The 19,980-nt window shown below is 72.3% G+C and carries 23 protein-coding genes, 1 pseudogene and 1 riboswitch; of the genes and pseudogenes, 22 read left to right on the top strand and 2 right to left on the bottom strand.

Annotated elements, in window-relative coordinates; genetic code table 11:
• Nucleotides 1–126: 126 nt before the first annotated feature.
• The 12 genes from secY to truA all read left to right on the top strand — a co-directional run bounded on the left by secY (nt 127) and on the right by truA (nt 8,598).
• On the top strand, nt 127–1,455 hold the full coding sequence (secY, locus tag MCBG_RS23470) for a preprotein translocase subunit SecY (RefSeq protein ID WP_043328244.1): 1,329 nt from the start codon (nt 127–129) through the stop codon (nt 1,453–1,455).
• Nucleotides 1,456–2,109 carry an adenylate kinase gene (locus tag MCBG_RS23475; protein ID WP_030501603.1) on the top strand — a complete coding sequence of 218 codons (654 nt, stop codon included), beginning with the start codon at nt 1,456–1,458 and terminating at the stop codon, nt 2,107–2,109.
• 97 nt (nt 2,110–2,206) lie between these two features.
• Entirely contained in the window at nt 2,207–3,061 is an 855-nt protein-coding gene (gene map, locus MCBG_RS23480; protein WP_030501602.1) for a type I methionyl aminopeptidase, read from the top strand.
• A gap of 83 nt (nt 3,062–3,144) precedes the next feature.
• Nucleotides 3,145–3,663: a DUF1707 SHOCT-like domain-containing protein gene (locus MCBG_RS23485; protein WP_043330929.1), complete on the top strand. Its 519-nt coding sequence runs from the start codon at nt 3,145–3,147 to the stop codon at nt 3,661–3,663.
• A gap of 232 nt (nt 3,664–3,895) precedes the next feature.
• Nucleotides 3,896–4,117, top strand: coding sequence for a translation initiation factor IF-1 (gene infA, locus MCBG_RS23490; protein WP_007073013.1), 222 nt, complete (start codon nt 3,896–3,898; stop codon nt 4,115–4,117).
• Between the two features lie 92 nt (nt 4,118–4,209).
• On the top strand, nt 4,210–4,323 hold the full coding sequence (rpmJ, locus tag MCBG_RS23495; protein ID WP_012184307.1) for a 50S ribosomal protein L36: 114 nt from the start codon (nt 4,210–4,212) through the stop codon (nt 4,321–4,323).
• Nucleotides 4,324–4,533: 210 nt separating this feature from the next.
• Nucleotides 4,534–4,914, top strand: coding sequence for a 30S ribosomal protein S13 (gene rpsM / locus MCBG_RS23500; RefSeq protein WP_013288614.1), 381 nt, complete (start codon nt 4,534–4,536; stop codon nt 4,912–4,914).
• Between the two features lie 18 nt (nt 4,915–4,932).
• Nucleotides 4,933–5,340, top strand: coding sequence for a 30S ribosomal protein S11 (rpsK, locus tag MCBG_RS23505; RefSeq protein ID WP_013288613.1), 408 nt, complete (start codon nt 4,933–4,935; stop codon nt 5,338–5,340).
• A 14-nt stretch (nt 5,341–5,354) separates the two neighbouring features.
• Nucleotides 5,355–5,981: a 30S ribosomal protein S4 gene (gene rpsD / locus MCBG_RS23510; RefSeq protein ID WP_018784565.1), complete on the top strand. Its 627-nt coding sequence runs from the start codon at nt 5,355–5,357 to the stop codon at nt 5,979–5,981.
• Between the two features lie 95 nt (nt 5,982–6,076).
• A complete protein-coding gene (locus MCBG_RS23515) occupies nt 6,077–7,099 on the top strand; it encodes a DNA-directed RNA polymerase subunit alpha (protein WP_007073009.1) in 1,023 nt (340 codons plus the stop codon).
• A gap of 34 nt (nt 7,100–7,133) precedes the next feature.
• Nucleotides 7,134–7,694 carry a 50S ribosomal protein L17 gene (gene rplQ, locus MCBG_RS23520; protein ID WP_030501600.1) on the top strand — a complete coding sequence of 187 codons (561 nt, stop codon included), beginning with the start codon at nt 7,134–7,136 and terminating at the stop codon, nt 7,692–7,694.
• Nucleotides 7,695–7,764: 70 nt separating this feature from the next.
• A complete protein-coding gene (gene truA / locus MCBG_RS23525; RefSeq protein WP_043328248.1) occupies nt 7,765–8,598 on the top strand; it encodes a tRNA pseudouridine(38-40) synthase TruA in 834 nt (277 codons plus the stop codon).
• 7 nt (nt 8,599–8,605) lie between these two features.
• Here the strand turns inward: truA and MCBG_RS34325 are convergent, their stop codons facing one another.
• Nucleotides 8,606–9,139, bottom strand: a complete 534-nt coding sequence (locus MCBG_RS34325) for a hypothetical protein (RefSeq protein WP_223201479.1) — start codon at nt 9,137–9,139, stop codon at nt 8,606–8,608.
• Between the two features lie 805 nt (nt 9,140–9,944).
• Between MCBG_RS34325 and MCBG_RS23535 the strand changes: the two genes are divergently transcribed.
• From MCBG_RS23535 to MCBG_RS23545, 3 genes are read left to right on the top strand one after another with little or no spacing between them, the layout of a single operon-like run.
• Nucleotides 9,945–10,550, top strand: a complete 606-nt coding sequence (locus MCBG_RS23535; protein ID WP_043328250.1) for a class I SAM-dependent methyltransferase — start codon at nt 9,945–9,947, stop codon at nt 10,548–10,550.
• Between the two features lie 41 nt (nt 10,551–10,591).
• Nucleotides 10,592–12,271 carry an ABC-F family ATP-binding cassette domain-containing protein gene (locus MCBG_RS23540; protein ID WP_043328251.1) on the top strand — a complete coding sequence of 560 codons (1,680 nt, stop codon included), beginning with the start codon at nt 10,592–10,594 and terminating at the stop codon, nt 12,269–12,271.
• Nucleotides 12,272–12,308: 37 nt separating this feature from the next.
• Nucleotides 12,309–13,271, top strand: a complete 963-nt coding sequence (locus tag MCBG_RS23545; RefSeq protein ID WP_176722774.1) for an aldo/keto reductase — start codon at nt 12,309–12,311, stop codon at nt 13,269–13,271.
• 631 nt (nt 13,272–13,902) lie between these two features.
• On the opposite strand, the gene MCBG_RS23550 is transcribed toward MCBG_RS23545, so the two are convergent.
• Nucleotides 13,903–14,814 (bottom strand): DUF559 domain-containing protein, encoded by a 912-nt coding sequence (locus MCBG_RS23550; protein WP_043328255.1) that lies wholly within the window; start codon nt 14,812–14,814, stop codon nt 13,903–13,905.
• A 118-nt stretch (nt 14,815–14,932) separates the two neighbouring features.
• Nucleotides 14,933–15,044: riboswitch (TPP riboswitch) on the top strand.
• Here MCBG_RS23550 and thiE point away from each other — a divergent pair.
• The 7 genes and pseudogenes from thiE to MCBG_RS32005 form a co-directional block, all read left to right on the top strand.
• A pseudogene (gene thiE, locus MCBG_RS23555) lies at nt 15,039–15,657 on the top strand (thiamine phosphate synthase). (Overlaps the previous riboswitch by 6 nt.)
• A 1-nt stretch (nt 15,658) precedes the next feature.
• Entirely contained in the window at nt 15,659–16,789 is a 1,131-nt protein-coding gene (gene thiO, locus MCBG_RS23560; RefSeq protein WP_051611351.1) for a glycine oxidase ThiO, read from the top strand.
• Nucleotides 16,780–16,980, top strand: a complete 201-nt coding sequence (thiS, locus tag MCBG_RS23565; RefSeq protein WP_013288601.1) for a sulfur carrier protein ThiS — start codon at nt 16,780–16,782, stop codon at nt 16,978–16,980. Before thiO ends, thiS begins: the two co-directional genes overlap by 10 nt.
• 5 nt (nt 16,981–16,985) lie before the next feature.
• Nucleotides 16,986–17,759 (top strand): thiazole synthase, encoded by a 774-nt coding sequence (locus MCBG_RS23570; RefSeq protein WP_043328260.1) that lies wholly within the window; start codon nt 16,986–16,988, stop codon nt 17,757–17,759.
• 62 nt (nt 17,760–17,821) lie between these two features.
• On the top strand, nt 17,822–18,595 hold the full coding sequence (locus tag MCBG_RS23575) for a thiamine phosphate synthase (RefSeq protein WP_084789682.1): 774 nt from the start codon (nt 17,822–17,824) through the stop codon (nt 18,593–18,595).
• Nucleotides 18,592–19,380, top strand: a complete 789-nt coding sequence (thiD, locus tag MCBG_RS23580) for a bifunctional hydroxymethylpyrimidine kinase/phosphomethylpyrimidine kinase (RefSeq protein WP_043328262.1) — start codon at nt 18,592–18,594, stop codon at nt 19,378–19,380. Before MCBG_RS23575 ends, thiD begins: the two co-directional genes overlap by 4 nt.
• 17 nt (nt 19,381–19,397) lie before the next feature.
• Nucleotides 19,398–19,980: phosphomethylpyrimidine synthase ThiC (locus tag MCBG_RS32005; protein WP_198033315.1), on the top strand; the 583-nt coding region annotated here is incomplete at its 3' end.

The raw sequence follows: 19,980 nt of genomic DNA on the forward strand, positions 1-19,980 counted from the left end.
GCCCGGAGGGGGATCGGACTGTTAGAGTCCGTTCCCAGCCATGGAATCCGGGCACGCCGCCCGGCCACACCACCCCGCCCCGCCAGGATTCGTCACCGGCGGCCCGCGTCGCGCAGGAGGAAGAAGTTGCTGTCCGCCTTTCTCAGTGCGTTCCGTACGCCTGACCTGCGCAAGAAGCTGCTGTTCACAGTAGGCATCATCGCGGTCTACCGGCTGGGCGCCACGATGCCCAGCCCAGGCGTCTCGTACGGCAACGTGCAGAAGTGTCTCGACACCATCCAGGGTGGCAGCACCGGCGTGCTCAACCTGCTGGATCTCTTCTCCGGTGGCGCGCTGCTCCAGCTCTCGGTCTTCGCGCTGGGCATCATGCCCTACATCACCGCGTCGATCATCCTGCAGCTGCTGACGGTGGTGATCCCGCGCCTGGAGCAGCTCCGCAAGGAGGGCCAGGCCGGGCAGGCCAAGATCACGCAGTACACCCGCTACCTGACGCTGGGTCTGGGCGTTCTGCAGGCCTCGGCGTTCGTGGCGCTGGCCCGCTCCGGGCAGCTGTTCAACAACCAGTGCGACCAGTTCCCGATCGTGCCCCGCGGCACCGGCATCCCGGACTGGCTGACGCTGACGATCCTGGTCATGACCATGACCGCCGGCACCGGCGTGGTGATGTGGCTCGGCGAGCTGATCACCGACCGGGGCGTCGGCAACGGCATGTCCGTGCTGATCTTCACCTCGATCGCGGCCCGGCTCCCCAGTGAGGGCTGGAAGATCAAGACCACCAAGGGCTGGGGGATGTTCCTCCTCGTCATCGCCCTGGTGCTGGTGGTCATCACCGCTGTCACGTTCATCGAGCAGGCGCAGCGCCGCATCCCGGTGCAGTACGCCAAGCGCATGATCGGCCGGCGGATGTACGGCGGCACCTCGACCTACATCCCGCTGAAGGTGAACCAGGCCGGCGTCATCCCGGTCATCTTCGCCTCGTCGCTGCTCTACCTGCCGCAGCTCGCGCTCCAGTTCTTCGATCAGAACGACCCGGGCAAGGTCCAGGCGTGGATCCAGAACCACATCGTGAAGGCGAGCGCGCCGGAGCACATCGCGATCTACTTCCTGCTGATCATCTTCTTCACGTACTTCTACGTGTCGATCACGTTCAACCCGACCGAGGTCGCGGACAACATGAAGAAGTACGGCGGCTTCGTGCCGGGTATCCGCCCCGGCAAGCCGACCGCCGAGTACCTCGACTTCATCCTCAGCCGGATCACCCTGCCGGGCGCGCTCTACCTGGGCATCGTCGCGATCCTGCCGAACTTCTTCTTCATCTGGCTGGACAACCAGCAGTTCCAGAACTTCCCGTTCGGCGGCACCGCTGTGCTGATCATGGTTGGCGTCGGTCTGGAGACCGTGAAGCAGATCGAAAGCCAACTCATGCAGCGGAACTACGAAGGGTTCCTGCGGTAGATGCGACTCGTTCTGGTTGGCCCGCCGGGCGCGGGCAAAGGCACACAGGCGGAGTTCATCGCCGCTCACCTCTCGGTGCCGAAGATCTCGACCGGTGACATCTTCCGGGCGAACGTCTCCCAGGGCACGCCCCTGGGAGTCGAGGCCAAGCGGTACATGGACGCCGGCAAGCTGGTCCCGGACGAGGTCACCATCAACATGGTGCGTGACCGGCTCGCCGAGCCGGACGCGAGCGAGGGCTTCCTGCTCGACGGCTTCCCGCGGACCACGCCGCAGGCCGCCGCGCTGGACAAGCTCCTCGCCGACCTCGGCACCGCGCTGGACCTGGTCCTGGAACTGGTCGTCGACGACGACGAGGTGATCCGGCGGCTGTCCGGCCGGCGCACCTGCCGGGGCTGCGGCAAGATCTGGCACGTCGAGTTCGACGCGACCAGCCGGGAGGGCATCTGCGACCGCTGCGGCGCGGAGCTGTTCCAGCGGGACGACGACAAGCCGGAGACCATCGCCGCCCGGCTGCGCGAGTACGCCGAGAAGACCGCGCCGCTGGTCGACTACTACGGCGCCCAGGGCAAGCTGGTCGGCATCGACGCGACCGGTCCGGTGGAGGACGTCACCGTCCGCGCCATCGACGCGCTGCGCTCGTACGGCGGCTGAGGTCCCACCCGCCACCCGGCGGATAGAGTGCGAACAGCGGGGTACGTGCGACGTGCCCCGCTGCTCCGCGTACGCGCGACGAAAGGTAGCCACCACCATGCGCCGTCACCAGCTGGACATCCAGCTGAAGACCCCCGAGCAGATCGAGCTGATGCGGGCCGCCGGTCTGGTCGTCGCCCGTGCCCTGCGCCGGATGCGGGAAGCGGTGGCGCCGGGCGTGTCGACGGCAGACCTGGACGCGATCGCCGAGTCGACGATCCGCGAGGCCGGCGCGGTGCCGTCCTTCAAGGGCTACCACGGCTTCCCGGCGTCGATCTGCTCCTCGGTCAACCAGCAGGTGGTGCACGCCATCCCGTCGCCGCAGCAGGTGCTGCGCGAGGGTGACCTGATCTCGATCGACTGCGGCGCGGTGCTGGACGGCTGGCACGGCGACGCGGCCGTCACGGTGCCGGTCGGCGAGGTCGACCCGGCGCTGCTGAGGATGACGGCGGTGGCCGAGGACGCGATGTGGGCCGGGATCGCGGCGGCGGCGCGCGGGGCGGCCTCGGGCAAGGGCCGGCTCACCGACATCTCCCACGCGGTCGAGAGCGCGGTCCGCAAGGGCGGCCGGTACGGCATCGTCGACGGCTACGGCGGTCACGGCATCGGCACTGAGATGCACCAGGACCCGCACGTGCTCAACCACGGGCGCCCCGGCAAGGGGCCGCGTCTGGTGCCGGGCCTGGCGCTCGCCATCGAGCCGATGATCACCATGGGTTCGCCGCGTACGGTCGAGCTGGCCGACGGCTGGACCGTGGTGACCCGGGACGGCTCCATGGCGGTGCACGTGGAGCACTCGATGGCGCTGCTGGACGACGGCGTGTGGGTGCTGACCGCCGAGGACGGCGGACGGGGTCGCCTGGGCGACCTGGTGACCGCCCGGCAGACGTCTGTCGACTCTCCGGCGGTCTGAGCGGGCGCACGCCCGTCCCGGGCGCCGTGCTGCGGGCCTGGCGGCCGGATGACATGCTTGCTCCCATGGATGAGCGCAACCGGATGCGGGCGGCCGACGCGGACCGGGAGGCCACCGCGGATCGTCTCCGGGCGGCGCTGAACGAGGGCCGGCTCGACCTGAACGAGTACGACGAGCGGCTGCGCCGGGCGTACGGGGCGAAGACCTACGGCGAGCTGGACGAGCTGCTGACCGACCTGCCCGGTTCCCGGCCGGCGGAGACTTCGCTGCCGGCTCCGCGCACGGCCGGGAAGAGCCCGGCGGTTGATCGGGACCAGGCGGCCGTGAGCACGCGCAGCGTCTGGCTGCTGGGGGTGTGGGGGCCCTGGCTGAAGGTGGCCCTGATCCTCACCGCGATCTGGTTCGTCTCCCAGCTGGGTGAGGGCGAGTTCGACGACTACTGGCCGATCTGGGTGCTCGGCCCGTGGGGCGCCGTGGTGCTCTACCAGACGATCCAGGGGCTGGCGCACGGCGCGCCGGAGAAGGACGCGGAGCGCCGGCGGCGCAAGCAGGTCGAGCGGGAGGCGCGCCGCCGGGCGAAGCGGGAGCTGCCGGAGACGTGAGCTGTGTCATATTCACGCCCTGCGGGTGACGGTCCCGCCGGTCGGTTTGGCGAGCGCGCGCGGGTCGGCGTACACTTTCAGATCGGCGCACAGCGTCCACTCCGCCATGCCCACCCTGCGCTTCGGTGGGAGTCGGAGCCGCGGCTGGCGCGGGTTTCCTGATCTTGGTCAGTTCTCCCGTGTAAGACGTTGTGGGCCGTCCGGAGTAACCGACGTCAGGACAGCGGAGGACATGCCGAAAAAAGACGGAGCCATCGAGATCGAGGGTCGGGTCATCGAGCCCCTGCCGAACGCCATGTTCCGGGTGGAGCTCGCGAACGGTCACAAGGTGCTGGCTCACATCAGCGGCAAGATGCGGCAGCACTACATCCGCATCCTGCCGGAGGACCGGGTCGTCGTCGAACTCTCGCCGTACGACCTGACCCGCGGGCGCATCGTCTACCGCTACAAGTAAGCCTGACGGCGGCCGGGACGTTCCCGTGTCCGTCTTCGACGTCCGGGTCGCGCTGCGTCGCGCCTCCGGGCCAGATGGGAAGTAAGGCAACCGTGAAGGTCAAGCCGAGCGTCAAGAGGATCTGCAACAAGTGCCGGGTGATCCGCCGGCACGGCCGGGTCATGGTCATCTGCACCGACCCGCGCCACAAGCAGCGCCAGGGCTGACGCCCCACACATCACCAACTCGTCCCAGCCGCGGTCGGGCGCGCAGCGCGTACCCCCTCGTGGTTGACCCCCGGTCGGAGGCCGGGGCCCGCTCGGGCAGCGACCCGTCCCGGTCGCCGGCGTTCGTCGCCGGAAGGACAGGGACGGTCGGGTAGCGGGGTGGGACGGGTCCACACCTCCGCCACAACATCACGAGGAGTACGCCCGCACATGGCACGTCTAGTCGGCGTGGATCTCCCCCGCGAGAAGCGGATGGAGATCGCGCTCACCTACATCTTCGGGGTCGGTCGCACCCGCGCCCTGGAGACGCTCGCCGCGACCGGCATCTCGCCGGACAAGCGCGTTCGGGACCTCACGGACGAGGAGCTCGTCGAGCTCCGGAACCACATCGAGGGCAACTACAAGGTTGAAGGCGACCTGCGCCGCGAGGTCGCCGCTGACATCCGCCGCAAGGTCGAGATCGGCTGCTACGCCGGTATCCGGCACCGCCGCGGTCTGCCCGTGCGTGGCCAGCGCACCAAGACCAACGCGCGGACCCGGAAGGGCCCGAAGCGGACCGTGGCCGGCAAGAAGAAGCCCGGCAAGAAGTAACTAGGAGCGCACAGACTTATGCCACCGAAGGCTCGTGCCGGAGCCGCCGTCAAGAAGGTCCGGCGCAAGGAACGCAAGAACGTCGCCCACGGGCAGGCGCACATCAAGAGCACCTTCAACAACACCATCGTGTCCATCACGGACCCGACCGGTGCGGTCATCTCCTGGGCCTCCTCCGGCCAGGTGGGCTTCAAGGGCTCCCGCAAGTCGACTCCGTTCGCCGCGCAGCTCGCCGCCGAGGCCGCCGCGCGCCGCGCGATGGAGCACGGCATGCGCAAGGTCGACGTGTTCGTCAAGGGCCCCGGCTCCGGCCGGGAGACCGCCATCCGTTCGCTGCAGGCAGTGGGCCTCGAGGTCGGGCAGATCTCCGACGTCACGCCGCAGCCGCACAACGGTTGCCGTCCGCCGAAGCGTCGCCGGGTCTGAGAGGTTAGAGAGAGATGGCTCGTTACACCGGTGCTGACTGCCGCCGTTGCCGGCGGGAGAAGATGAAGCTGTTCCTCAAGGGCAGCAAGTGCGATGGCCCGAAGTGCCCGTTCGAGTCCCGGCCGTTCCCGCCCGGGCAGCACGGCCGCGGCCGCACGAAGGAGACGGAGTACCTGCTCCAGCTTCGTGAGAAGCAGAAGGCCCGTCGTGTCTACGGCGTGCTGGAGAAGCAGTTCCGCGGCTACTACGAAGAGGCCGTGAGCAAGGAGGCCAAGACCGGCGAGGTCCTGCTGCAGATCCTCGAGTCGCGGCTGGACAACGTGGTCTACCGGGCCGGCTACGCCAAGTCCCGGGACATGGCCCGCCAGCTGGTCAAGCACGGCCACTTCACGGTGAACGGCAAGAAGGTCGACATCCCGTCGTACCGCGTCAAGGAGCACGACATCGTCGAGGTGCGTGCCAAGAGCAAGGAGCTCACCCCGTTCCTCGTGGCGCAGGGTGAGGCCGGCTCGCGGACCGTTCCGGCGTGGCTGGAGGCGATCCCGAGCCAGCTGAAGATCCTCGTGCACTCGCTCCCGGCCCGCCAGGTGATCGACACCCAGGTCCAGGAGCAGCTGATCGTCGAGCTCTACTCCAAGTAAGGGCTCGTTGCGGTGGCCCGTCCTCCGGGGCGGGCCACCGGAACAGTTGTGTCGTGGGCGTCAAATAGCGGGCGCCCCGGAAGAGAAGAGAAAAGATGCTCATCAGCCAGCGACCGTCTCTCTCCGAAGAGTCGATCAACGAGACCCGCTCCCGGTTCACCATCGAGCCGCTGGAGCCCGGCTTCGGCTACACGCTGGGCAACTCGCTGCGGCGTACGCTGCTGTCCTCCATCCCCGGTGCGGCGGTCACCTCGATCAAGATCGACGGTGTGCTGCACGAGTTCACCACGATCCCCGGGGTCAAGGAGGACGTGGTCGAGCTCGTCATGAACATCAAGGAGCTGTGCGTCAGCTCCGAGCACGACGAGCCGGTCAGCATGTACCTGCGCAAGCAGGGCCCGGGCGACGTGACCGCCGGTGACATCCAGCCCCCGGCCGGTGTCTCGGTGCACAACCCGGACCTGAAGCTCGCCACCCTCAACGGCAAGGGCCGGCTCGACATGGAGCTGACCGTCGAGCGGGGTCGCGGCTACGTCACCGCGGCGCAGAACAAGCAGGCGGGCGCCGAGATCGGCCGGATCCCGGTCGACTCGATCTACTCGCCGGTGCTCAAGGTGACGTACCGGGTCGAGGCGACCCGTGTCGAGCAGCGGACCGACTTCGACCGGCTGATCATCGACGTCGAGACCAAGCCGTCGATGGGCCCGCGTACCGCGCTGGCCTCGGCCGGCTCGACGCTGGTGGAGCTGTTCGGGCTCGCCCGTGAGCTGGACGAGACCGCTGAGGGCATCGACATCGGGCCGTCCCCGCAGGACGCCCAGCTGGCGGCCGACCTGGCCCTGCCGATCGAGGAGCTGGACCTGACCGTCCGCTCCTACAACTGCCTCAAGCGCGAGGGCATCAACTCCGTTGGTGAGCTCATCGGGCGTACCGAGGCCGACCTCCTCGACATCCGCAACTTCGGCCAGAAGTCGATCGACGAGGTCAAGATGAAGCTCGCCGGGATGGGCCTGGGGCTGAAGGACTCGGCTCCGAACTTCGACCCGGCGCACGTCGTGGACGCCTTCGGTGAGGCGGACTACGACACCGACGACTACCGCGAGACCGAGCAGCTCTAGTCCGCGCTGCCGCCACACCTGAGGAGCACCAAGCATGCCCACGCCCACCAAGGGCCCCCGCCTCGGCGGCAGCCCCGCGCACGAGCGGCTGATGCTGGCCAACCTGGCCACCGCGCTGTTCCAGCACGGCAAGATCCAGACCACCGAGACGAAGGCCCGGCGGCTGCGTCCGCTGGCCGAGCAGCTCATCACCAAGGCCAAGCGCGGCGACCTCGCCTCGCGTCGCCGGGTGCTGGGCGTCGTCAAGGACAAGGACGTGGTCTACGCCCTGTTCGACCAGATCGCGCCCCGGTACGCCAACCGCAACGGTGGCTACACCCGGATCGTGAAGACCGGTCCGCGCAAGGGTGACGCCGCTCCGATGGCGATCATCGAGCTGGTGGAGGAGCTTCAGGTCGCCGAGCCGAAGGCGAACAAGAAGACCGCCGCCCGCAAGGCCGCGCAGCAGGACAAGGTCGAGGCCCTGGCCCCGGCCGAGGAGAAGCCGCGCTCCAGCGAGGGCGACCAGGACGCCGAGGCCCCGGTCTCCGCGTCGGGTGACACCGCCGCCGCCCGCGAGGACAGCGACGAGGCCACCGAGAACGACAAGGCCTGAGATCAGGCTCGACCGGGCCCGGCATCCCCTCGGGGGTGCCGGGCCCGTCGCCGTCGACAGGAGGTACGAGGTGGACGAGCGGATCCGGCTGCGGCTGGACGTCTCGTACGACGGCACGGACTTCTCCGGCTGGGCGCCCCAGCCGACCCGGCGCACCGTGGCCGGCGTGCTCATGCAGACGCTGGACCTGGTGCTCGGCGCGGGCACGGCGACCGGCCTGACGGTGGCCGGGCGTACCGACGCCGGGGTGCACGCCACCGGGCAGGTCTGCCACCTCGACCTGCCCGCCGCGGTGTGGCGGGAGCACGAGGGGCGGCTGCTGCGCCGGCTGGCCCGGCTCCTCCCGCCGGATGTGCGGGTACGCGCCATGACCGAGGTGCCGGCCGACTTCGACGCCCGCTTCTCGGCCACGTTCCGGCGTTACGAGTACCGGGTCACCGACGCCCCGTGGGGCGCCGAGCCGCTGCGCCGCCGGGACACCCTGGCCTGGCCGAAGCCGCTGGACCTCGCGGCGCTGAACGCCGCCGCGGCCGGGCTGGTGGGCGAGCACGACTTCGCCGCGTACTGCCGGCGCAAGGAGAACGCCACCACGCTGCGCGAGGTGACCCGGCTGGACTGGCGGCGCGACCCGGACGGGATCCTGGTCGCCACCGTGCAGGCCGACGCGTTCTGCCAGAACATGGTGCGCAGCCTGGTCGGGGCGATGCTGGTGGCCGGTGACGGGCGGCGGCCGGTGCAGTGGCCGGCCGGCCTGCTGACCCGGCGTGAGCGCTCCAGCGAGGTGACTGTGGCGCCCGCGCACGGCCTCGCCCTGGTCGCTGTGGGCTACCCGGCCGACCCGGCCGAGTACGCCCGCCGCGCCGATCTGACCCGCCGGTTGCGGGTGCCGGTGGCCGAGGGCTGACCGGAGGTCAGTCGGTGCCCCGCTGACCGGCGCTGTCCCCGGCCGACTCCGCGTCGGGCTGCCCGGCCGTTCCGGCCGCCGCACGACGGTCCAGCACAGCCCGGTTGAGGTGCAGTTCGACCATGTCGTACATGATCTCGCGGGCGGCTGCGTCGTCGCTGGGGATGCGTTCCCCGTCGGCGCGCGTGACCAGGCAGTAGGCGACGTAGTGCCCGCGTACCTGCCAGGCGACCCGGGCCGCGGCCTTCTCCACCACCTCGGTGTCGTCGCCCGCCGCCATGCCACGGAACCGTCCCTGGCGCGCGTCGAGCAGCGGCCGGATGCGGTCGCGTACCCGCTGGGCGGTGGCCACGTCGGTGAGGTTGAACAGACCGGCGGTGATCAGGTGGTCGCCGTCGGGGGAGCGGAGCGTGCCCCGCACGACCTGGTTGCAGCCGAGCCGGACCAGCAGGTCGGCGATCTCGCCGGTGGCCGCGACCTGACACTTCGTACTGGCCTGGGTCTTGAGCACCCGGTACGCCGGCTTTCCGTCGGTGAGCACCAGGTCCTTGGTCGGGAAGACCTCCTTGGCGGTGAGCGTCGCCTGGTCGGTGTCCCGGGAGTCCAGGTCGGTGCCGCCGGCCGGGGTGCTCGACTCGCTCGGCTGCGGGGTCGGCTGGCCGGCGGACGGCGTGGCCGTCCGCTCGTCCAGCAGCGCCGCGACGGCGAGCCCGGTGAGCGAGAGCAGCAGCAGTACGGCGGCGCCACCGACGAGCGTCTGCCAGAACCGGCTGCCGCCGTTGCGGCGGTCGGCGCGCCGGGCCCGGGGCAGTTTCGGAGACGTCGCCGGCGCGGGCGGTCGGGTTGGCGGGGATCGGCACCCGTCGGCCGGTTCGTCGCCGCCGGTACGGGCGCGGGCATGGGTGGCGCGGGCTGCGGCACCGGGGACGGCTCCCGTGGTGGCGCGGGCCGTCCCGGTGTCGGCGCCGGGGCCGGTGGCGCCGGAGCGGGTGCGCGGGTGTCGTCCGCCACCGCCTGCCCGTCGGGGTCGTCCTGCCCGGCCGCGCCGGCCGGCGGCAGCGCCGGTTGCGGGCGCGGCGGCGGGGGCAGCGACGGCGTGGGGAACCGGGAGCGTGACGGACCCGCGGGCGGCGGCGTCGTGGCTGCGGGCCCGTGCGGGGCCGACCCGGGCTTCGGGTACTCCAGGAAGGCGTCCTCATCGGACTCGTACCGGTACACCATGTGGCATAGAGTAGGACTGATTGTCCCTTTCAGGGGTAATATCGGGAAAATCTGGCGGAGTGGCGTCCGGCTCCGCCCCTGACACCGTTGCCGGAACCGCCCCGGCCCGGTGCGAGAATGCCTGCGTGACCGGCGACCACTACTTCACCGCTGAGCCCTCGGCCCCGGCCCGCCCGCGCGAGGTCGAGTTCACAGTCGCCGGGCGCGACTACACGCTCGGCTCGGCCGGTGGCGTCTTCTCCGCCGACCGGCTCGACCCCGGCACCGCCGTGCTGCTGCGCAAGGCCGACCTGCCGGCCGCCGACGTCACCGGCGCGCTGCTCGACATCGGCTGCGGCTTCGGCCCGATCACCTGCGTCCTCGCCACTGTCGCGCCGGAGGCCACCGTCTGGGCCGTGGACGTCAACGAGCGGGCCCGCGCCCTCACCACCGCCAACGCGGCAAGGGTCGGCGCCGCCGACCGGGTACGCGCCGTCGCGCCCGACGAGCTGCCGGCCGACGTCACCTTCACGCAGATCTGGTCCAACCCGCCCATCCACATCGGCAAACCGGAACTGCACGGCCTGCTGCTGCGCTGGCTGCCCCGGCTCGCCCCGGACGGCGTGGCCTGGCTCGTCGTCGCCCGGCACCTCGGCGGCGACTCGCTGCACCGCTGGCTGTTAGAGCAGGGCTGGTCCGTCGAGCGGCACGCCAGCCAGAAGGGCTACCGGGTGCTGCGCGTCACCCGGTAATCCGGTGTCGTCCAGCGGCCCGGCTCGGGCAGGATGCCCGCGTGGGATACGTGGACGTGGCAGCGGTCGGGCACATCCTCCCGGACGGGCGTGAGCTGTTCAGCGACGTCTCGTTCCGGGTCGGTGAGGGTGCCAAGGTGGCGCTGGTCGGCCCGAACGGCGCCGGCAAGACCACGCTGCTGCGGATGGTCGCCGGTGACCTGCCGGTGAAGACCGGCGCGATCGCGCGCTCCGGCGGGCTGGGCGTGATGCGGCAGTTCATCGGCATGATCGGCGACGAGTCCACGCTCGCCGACCTGGCGCTCTCCCTCGCCCCGCCCGCGCTGCGCGACGCCGGGCGGCGGCTCGCCGAGACCGAGGCGGCCATGCGGGCGGCCGAGGTCCGCGGCAAGTACAGCTCCGCCGCCGCCAAGGCCCAGCTCGCGTACGCCGAGGCGCTCGCCGCCTGGGGAGAGACCGGCGGTTACGACGCGGAGGTCCTCTTCGACACCGTCGCCACCATCGTGCTGGACCTGCCGTGGGACAGCGCCCGGGACCGGCCGGTGCGCACGCTCTCCGGCGGCCAGCAGAAACGCTTCGCGCTGGAACTGCTGCTGCGCGGCCCGGACGAGGTGCTGCTGCTCGACGAGCCGGACAACTTCCTCGACGTACCCGGCAAACGCTGGCTGGAGGGGCGGCTGCGCGAGTCGGCCAAGTCCGTGCTGTACGTCTCACACGACCGGGAACTGCTGGCCCAGACCGCCGACCGGGTCGTCGCGGTGGAGGGCGGCAGCGCCTGGGTGCACCCAGGCGGCTTCGCGAGCTGGCACGACGCCCGGGTCGCCCGGCACGCCCGCCTCGACGAGCTGCGCAAACGCTGGGACGAGGAGCACCAGAAGCTGCGCGAGCTGATGCTGATGTACAAGCAGAAGGCCGCGTACAACGACGGGATGGCGTCCCGCTACCAGGCCGCGCAGACCCGGCTGCGCAAGTTCGAGGAGGCCGGGCCGCCGCCCGTACCCCCGAAGGACCAGGACATCCGGATGCGCCTGACCGGCGGACGGACCGGCAAGCGCGCGGTCATCGCCGAGCAGTTGGAGCTGGACGGCCTGACGTACCCGTTCGACCTGGAACTCTGGTACGGCGACCGGGTCGCGGTGCTCGGCGCGAACGGCACCGGCAAGTCGCACTTCCTGCGCCTGCTGGCCCGCGGCGGCACCGACCCGGAGCCCGGCAACACGCCGGTCGACGGCGCCGCCGCGCTCGCGCCGGTCGCGCACGGCGGCGTGGTCCGGCTCGGCGCGCGGGTGCGGCCCGGGCACTTCTCGCAGACCCACGACCGCCCCGAGCTGATGGCGAAGACGCTGGTCGAGGTGCTGTGGCGCGGCGACGAGCACCGGACCGGCATGGACCGGCACGCGGCCATGGCGGCGCTGTCCCGGTACGAGCTGGCCGGTCAGGGCGACCAGCGGTTCGGCACGCTCTCCGGCGGTCAGCAGGCCCGCTTCCTGGTGCTGCTGCTGGAACTGTCCGGCGCGACGCTGCTGCTGCTCGACGAACCCACCGACAACCTCGACCTGGCCTCGGCCGAGGCGCTGGAGGCCGGGCTGACCGCGTTCGAGGGAACTGTCGTCGCGGTCACCCACGACAGGTGGTTCACCCGTACCTTCGACCGGTTCGTGCTGTTCCGCGGCGACGGTGACGTGGTGGAGACGCCGGAGCCGGTCTGGGACGTGGCCTGAGCCGCTCCCCGGGTGGGCCCCGGGGAGCGGGCATAGGGTGGATCTCGTGAGTGAGATGACCTATCGCCGGCTGGGCGACTCCGGGCTCGTGGTGTCAGTGGTCGGCATCGGCTGCAACAACTTCGGCCGCAAACTCGACCTCGACGGCACCCGGGCGGTGGTCGACGCCGCCCTCGACGCCGGGATCAACTTCTTCGACACCGCCGACATCTACGGCGAGCCGCAGGGCGCCTCCGAGGAACTGCTCGGCCAGGCGCTCAAAGGCCGCCGCGACGACGTGGTGGTGGCCACCAAGTTCGGCATGGACATGCACGGCGCGAACGGGCCGGACCACGACGCCCGGGGCGCCCGCCGCTACATCGCCCGCGCCGTCGAGGCGTCGCTGCGCCGGCTCGGCACCGACCACATCGACCTGTACCAGATGCACGAGCCCGACCCGGGCACCCCGATCGACGAGACGCTCGCCGCGCTCGACGACCTGGTGACCGCCGGCAAGGTGCGCTACCTGGGCAACTCCAACTTCGCCGGCTGGCAGATCGCCGACGCCGACTGGACCGCGTCGTCGCAGGGGCGTACCCGGTTCATCTCCGCGCAGAACCACTACTCGCTGGTGGAACGCGGGGTGGAGGCCGAGGTGATCCCCGCCTGCGAGCGGTTCGGCCTCGGCATGCTGCCGTTCTTCCCGCTGGCCAACGGGCTGCTCACCGGCAAGTACAAGCGCGGCGAGGCGCCCCCGGCCGGTAGCCGGCTGGCCGGCGGCGGCCGGTACGCCGAGCGGCTGGCCGCCGCGCGCTGGGACGTCATCGAGGCGATCGATGCGTACGCGGCCGAGCGCGGCATCAGCATGCTGCACGTGGCCATCGGCGGCCTGGCGGCCCGTCCCGCGGTGACGTCCGTGATCGCCGGCGCCACCACTCCCGACCAGGTGAAGGCGAACGCCGAAGCCGGCACGTGGCAGCCGTCCGACGAGGACCTGGCCGCCTTGGACGCCATCCTCTGACTGTCCGCGCTCGCGCGCTCGGGCTTGCACGTCGGGCGTGTGCTGGCGCGCTCGGGTTTGCACGTCGGGCGTGTGCTGGCGCGCTCGGGCCTGCACGTCGGGGCGTGTGCTCGTGTGTCGGGTGTGTGCGTCGGGGCGTGTGCTCACCCGTTTGGGCCTGCGCACACCGGGCTGCCCGCGCGCTCAGCTCACCCACGCGTTCGGCTCCGCCCGCACGTGGACTGTGCGCCCTCGGTTGGGGGCGCGCCGGCGCGGCCTGCGCACCATCAAGGCTCGCCCACGCGTCAGCCACCCATGGCGTGCCACCCACAGGCAGCGCTCACGACGAGTGGAACACCATGGGTGTCATAAGGGCCTTGAGACACCCATGGCGTTCCACTCGGGGCTGGATCTGGCGACGAGTGGAACGCGATGGGTGTTTGCGGGCGGGCCTCTGACGCCCGTGGTGTCTCGGGCGGCTCGACGGGTGGCGAGGCGGGGACTCAACGGGTGGCGGGCGGCGAAATGGGGGCCCGGTGGGTGGTGGGTGGCCCGGTGGGTGGTAGGTGGCGAAATGGGGGCCAGCGGTGACGTGTGGCGGGCCGGGGGCGTAGCGGGGTGAGGCTCGTGGCGCGGCGCGCGCGGGCACGGATCAGTGGTTCGCCTCGGTGGCACGACGTTCTGCCAAGGCCTGGCGCACCAGGGCCACTGTGGCGTCGGGCCGGCGTAGCACGTCGTCGGCGGTGAAGCGGAGCACGAGCCACCCGGCCGCGCGCAGCGCGTTCAGGCGAGCCACGTCCCGGCGGAAGTGAGCCCGTTCGCGGTGGTGGTCGCCGTCGTACTCGACCGCGATGCGGAGCGCCGGCCAGGCCAGGTCCACCCGGGCCACGAAGCGTCCACCGGCGCGTACCTCGTGCTGGGCGGTGAGCGGGCCGAGGCCGGCGTCGAGCAGGAGCAGCCGCAGGCGAGTCTCCATCGGGGACTCGCTCAACGGCTCGGCCAGCGCCAGCACCTCGCGCAACAGCGGAGCGCCCGGCCAGCCCGGCCGGGCGGCGGCGTAGGCCCGCAGGGCGGGCAGCTTCACGGCCCGGCGACGCAGCAGCGCCTCGACGGCGACCAACGCCTCGGCGAGTGAGCCCTGCCGGCCCAGGTCGAACGCCGTGCGAAGGGGCGTGGTGACCGGCAGCCCGCCGACGAGGGTGCGGTCCCGCTCCGGCAGCGGTGACCGGACCAACCGCAACCGTGGGTGCGGTCGCAGCCGCGCAGCAGTCGGCAACAGTACTGTCACCGGCGCGTCGCGGGGGAGCACGTCCGCGCCGAACAACCACGCGGCGCTGCGCCCCGCCAGCACGGCACCCGGCGGCAGGCGCAACGCCACCGCCTCGCACCACATCCGGTGGTCGTCGGCGCGGTACCCGTCCCGGTGCACGTACACGTCCGGCCGCAGGCGGATCCAGGTCTGCCCGCGCAGCATCGTCCAGGTGAGTAGCCCTTCGGAGACGGCACGGCTGCCCCGGAACGGCAGGATCGCCAGGCGGCGCGGAACACGGGCGGGAACGGACACCCAGGCAGCGTGTCGTGACGGGACGGTCACCCGCTGCCCCGATCCGGCGGACGGCTGGTTCCTGGGAAAAACCTCACCCGGGCTTCCGTACGGGCGGGAGGCGTCGTACGGTAGGCCGCAAGTGACCCACGGGAGCCCGGTGCGGACCGGGCTGAGAGGGGGGCTGGGAGCCCCCGACCGTCGAACCTGATCCGGGTAATGCCGGCGCAGGGAGGAGCGTTGCCGTGCTGTCCCTGGGACGACTGCATCTCATCACCGACACCCGGCCGGGGCGTGACCCGCTCGCCGTGCTGCGTGCCGCACTGCCCGTGGCGGGCGCAGACCTCGTCGTGCAGGTGCGCGTGGAGGACGACGCCACCGACCGGGAGGCGTACGAGCTGGCCCGGCTGGTGGTCGACGCCTGCCGGCCGTACGGCGCACAGTGCCTGGTCAACGACCGGCTGCACGTGGCGCTCGCGGTGGACGCCGCCGGTGGCCACGTCGGCGCGGACGACCTGCCGGTGCGTGCCGCGCGCCGGGTGCTCGGCCCGGACGCGGTGCTCGGCGCGACCGCTCGCGAACCGGTGACCGCCCGGGCCGCGGTGGACACGGGCGCGAGCTACCTGGGCGTGGGCCCGTGCCACGTCACCACCACCAAGTCCGGCCTGCCGGAAACCGATCGGCCCCGAGGGGATACGCGCGGTCGCCGAAGCGGTGACCGTGCCGGTGATCGCGATCGGCGGGGTGACCGCCGCGAGCGTGCCGGAGCTGCGGGCCGCCGGGGCGTACGGGGTGGCGGTGGTCGGCGCGCTCAGCGGGGCAGCCGATCCCGCGCACGCCACCGCCGAGCTGCTGCGGGCCTGACGTGTTAACAGGGGGCCCTTCCTCTACCGGAGGCGTTAACAGGGGGCCCTTCCTTAACGACGTGGCGGTGGTGGGGGGCGGGCCTGTCGGGTGGGCGATCGCGTGGCGGTGCGCGCAACGTGGACTGCGCGTGGTGGTGCACGACGACCGGCCCGGGTCGGGCGCGTCGTCGGTGGCCGCCGGGATGCTGTCGCCAGTCGCCGAGGCGTACTTCGGTGAGCACGAACTCACCGCGCTGCTCGTCGAGTCCGCCGCCCGCTGGCCCGGCTTCGCGACCGAGCTGGCCGAGGCGAGCGGCGTCGACATCGGCTACCGCACCGAGGGCACGCTCGTCGTCGGGCTCACCGCCGACGACCTGGCCGAGGCGAGGCGGCTGTGGTCGTACCAGCAGGGCCTGGAACTGCCGATCACGCCGCTGCGCCCGTCGGAGCTGCGCGACCGCGAGCCGGCGTTGGCGCCGCGCGTGCGCGGCGGCGCTGTCGCGCCCGGCGACCACCAGGTCGACCCGCGGCGGCTGGTCGTCGCGCTGCGCACGGCCGCGGAACGCGCCGGCGTGGAGCTGCGCCCGGCGCGCGTCGGCGCGCTGTCCGAGGTGGACGCGCGGGTCACAGTGGTCGCGGCCGGCTGCGGCGCGGCGGCGCTGACCGGCCTGCCGGTCCGCCCGGTGAAGGGCCAGGTGCTGCGGCTGCGCGCGCCGGGTGGCGGTCCGCCGGGCTTCCGGCACGTGATCCGGGGGTACGCGGACAGCGAGCCGGTCTACCTGGTGCCCCGGGACAGCGGCGAGGTCGTGGTCGGGGCGACGGTCGAGGAGCGCGCGGACACCGCTGTCACCGCCGGTGGCGTGCTGACACTGCTGCGCGCCGCCACGGAGCTGGTGCCGGAACTCGTCGAGTACGAGCTGGTGGAGGCAGTCGCCGGGCTGCGCCCCGGTACGCCGGACAACGCGCCGGTCATCGGGCCGCTGCCCGGGCAGCCGGGTGTGCTCGCCGCGACCGGACATCACCGGCACGGCATCGTGCTCACCCCGGTCACCGCCGACCTGGTCACCGAGCTGATCGTCACCGGCGAGCCGGATCCCGCGCTCGCCCCCTTCACCCCGGACCGCTTCGGGAAGGAGCGCACGTGGAACTGATCGTCAACGGCACCGGCCGGACGCTGCCCGAGGGCGTCACCGTCGCCGAGGTGGTCCGCACCGTCACCGACCGGGAGCGCGGGCTCGCCGTGGCGGTGAACGGCGAGGTGGTGCCGCGCGGCGGCTGGTCGGCGAGCGTTCTGCGCGACGGCGACCGGGTCGAGGTGCTCAGCGCCACCCAGGGCGGGTGAGCAGGATGTCCACGCTTGAGATCGGCGGGGTCGGGTTCGGCTCCCGGCTCATCCTCGGCACCGGTGGCGCGGCGAACCTGCACGTGCTGGAGGCGGCGATCCGCGCGGCCGGCACCGAGCTGGTGACGCTGGCGCTGCGCCGGGTCGACACCACGCCCGGCGGGTCGGGTGGCCTGCTCGACCTGGTGGAGCGGTGCGGCGTACGGCTGCTGCCGAACACCGCCGGCTGCCGTACCGCGGTGGAGGCGGTGAAGACGGCGCACCTGGCCCGGGAGGCGTTCGACACCGACTGGGTGAAGCTGGAGGTGATCGGCGACGAGCGCACGCTCCTGCCCGACGGGGTGGAGCTGCTGCGCGCCGCCGAGGAGCTGGTCGCGGACGGGTTCACCGTGCTGCCGTACACGTCGGACGATCCGGTGCTCGCGCGGCGGCTGGCCGACGTGGGCTGCGCGGCGGTGATGCCGGCCGGGTCGCCGATCGGCTCCGGGCTGGGCATCGGCAACCCGCACCACATCCGGCTGATCCGGCAGGCGGTCGACGTGCCGGTGGTGCTCGACGCGGGCATCGGCACCGCCTCCGACGCCGCCCTCGCCATGGAGCTGGGTTGCGACGCGGTGCTGCTCGCCAGCGCCGTGACCCGGGCCGCCGACCCGGTCGCGATGGCCACGGCGATGCGGTACGCGGTCGAGGCCGGCCGCCTCGCGTACGGCGCGGGCCGCATCACCCGCCGCTTCCACGCCCTGCCGTCCACCCCCGACGAGGGACGGCCCGACCTGTGACCGCCTCACGCGTAGCGGATCTTGGTACGGAGGCGCCCCCCGAGGGGCGGCCGCGTACCAAGATCCAGGGCGGGCCGAGCGGGGTCGTGCTGCTGACCGATCGGCGGGTGGCCCGGGGGGCGCTCGTCGACGTGGTGGCGGCTGCCGTGGGTGGGGGAGTGCGGTGGGTGGTGCTGCGGGAGAAGGACCTGCCGCGCCCCGAACGCCTCGCGCTCGCCGTCGACCTGCGCGCGATCCTCGCCGACGCGGGCGGCACGCTCGTCGTCGCCGGACCCGACCCGCTCGACGGGGACGCGGTGCACCTACCGGCTGCCGGCCCGTACCCGCCGCCCACCGTCGGCCTGGTCGGCCGCTCCTGCCACGACACCGCCGAGCTGGCCCGCCTCACCACCGAGCACTACGCCACCCTGTCCCCGCTCTACGAGACAAAGACAAAACCCGGCTACGGCCCTGTGTTGGGACCGGGCGGATTGAGCGAGCTGATCGCGGTCAGCCCCGTGCCCGTCCTCGCGCTGGGCGGCATCGAGAACCCGGACCAGGTCCACGCATGCGTCGAGGCGGGCGCCGCCGGAGTAGCCGTGCTGGGCGCGATCATGCGCGCGGACGACCCGAGTGAAACCGCCACCACGCTGGGCAGAGCCTTCCAGGAGGCGGCCACCCACTTGGCGCGCACCCACCCCGCGCGATCCGACGCAAGCCCGCACGCGACAGGGCTGCGGCCGACCGTGCCCACGGAGGGATCAAGCCTGACCGCCCGGAGTGGGCACGGTCGGCCGCAGCCCCGAACCGCAACCACTGTCGGCCGCAGCCGTCAAACCACCGGAGAAGACCAGTGACGCCGAGAACAGTCCTCACGATCGCCGGATCCGACTCCGGAGCAGGCGCCGGCATCCAGGCCGACCTCAAGACGTTCGCCGCGCTCGGCGCGTACGGCACGAGCGTGCTCACCGCTGTCACCGCGCAGAGCACCAGGGGCGTGGACGCCGTCCTGCCGCTGCCCCCGCAGACGGTGCGCGACCAGATGGACAGCGTGCTCGGCGACTTCGACGTGCGGGCCGTGAAGAGCGGCATGCTCGGCACCCCGGCGGTCGCCGACGCGGTGGCCGAGGCGGCCTGGGCCGGGCGGCTGCCACACCTGGTCGTCGACCCGGTACTGGTCGCCACCAGTGGGCACCGGCTCGGCGTGGTGGAGGCGGTCGAGCGGCTCCTGCCGTACGCGGAAGTGGCGACGCCGAACTGCGCGGAGGCCGCGGCCCTCACCGGAGGCCCGGTGGGCACGGTCGAGGAAATGGTGGCGGCGGCCGAGGCGCTGGCGGCGCGCGGACCGGCGTTCGTGGTGGTGACCGGCGGTGACGTGGACGCCGACGGCGAGTCGGTGGACGTGCTCGCCGGCGGCGGGACAACGCGGCTGCTGCGCGCGCCCCGGGTGGACACCCGGCACAACCACGGCACCGGCTGTTCGTTCTCGGCCGCCGTCGCGGTCCGGCTCGCCGCGGGCGACGCGGTGCCGGTCGCGGTGGCGGCCGCCAAGGAGTACGTCACCCGCGCGCTGACCGGCGCGCGGACCTGGGAGCTGGGCGCGGGACGCGGCCCGCTGGACCACTTCGGCTGGTCCGCATGAGCGACAGGGAGGCTGTCATGCAGGCACGTCGCAAGGTGTACGTGGAAGGGTCACGCCCGGACATCCGGGTGCCGTTCGCCGAGGTGCCGCTGACCGGGGACAACCCGCCGGTACGGCTCTACGACACCTCCGGTCCCGGCTCCGACCCGGAGGTGGGGCTGCCCGCGCTGCGCGGACCGTGGATCGCCGAGCGCGGCGACGTCGCCCCGGTACGCGGCGCCGGCACGCCGCTGGCCGGAACCCGTCCGACCCAGCTCGCGTACGCGCGGGCCGGGATCGTCACGCCGGAGATGGAGTTCGTGGCGATCCGGGAGTCGGTGTCGCCGGAGTTCGTGCGGGACGAGATCGCGGCCGGGCGGGCCGTGCTGCCGCTGAACGTCAACCACCCGGAGTGCGAGCCGGCCATCATCGGCAAGGCGTTCCTGGTGAAGGTCAACGCCAACATCGGCACCTCGGCCGTCACCTCGTCGGTGGCCGAGGAGGTGGAGAAGCTGACCTGGGCCACCCGGTGGGGCGCGGACACCGTGATGGACCTGTCCACCGGCACGCGCATCCACGAGACGCGCGAGGCGATCGTGCGGAACGCGCCGGTGCCGATCG

The organism is Micromonospora sp. M42 (assembly GCF_000568915.1).
Classification (GTDB): Bacteria; Actinomycetota; Actinomycetes; order Mycobacteriales; family Micromonosporaceae; genus Micromonospora; species Micromonospora chalcea.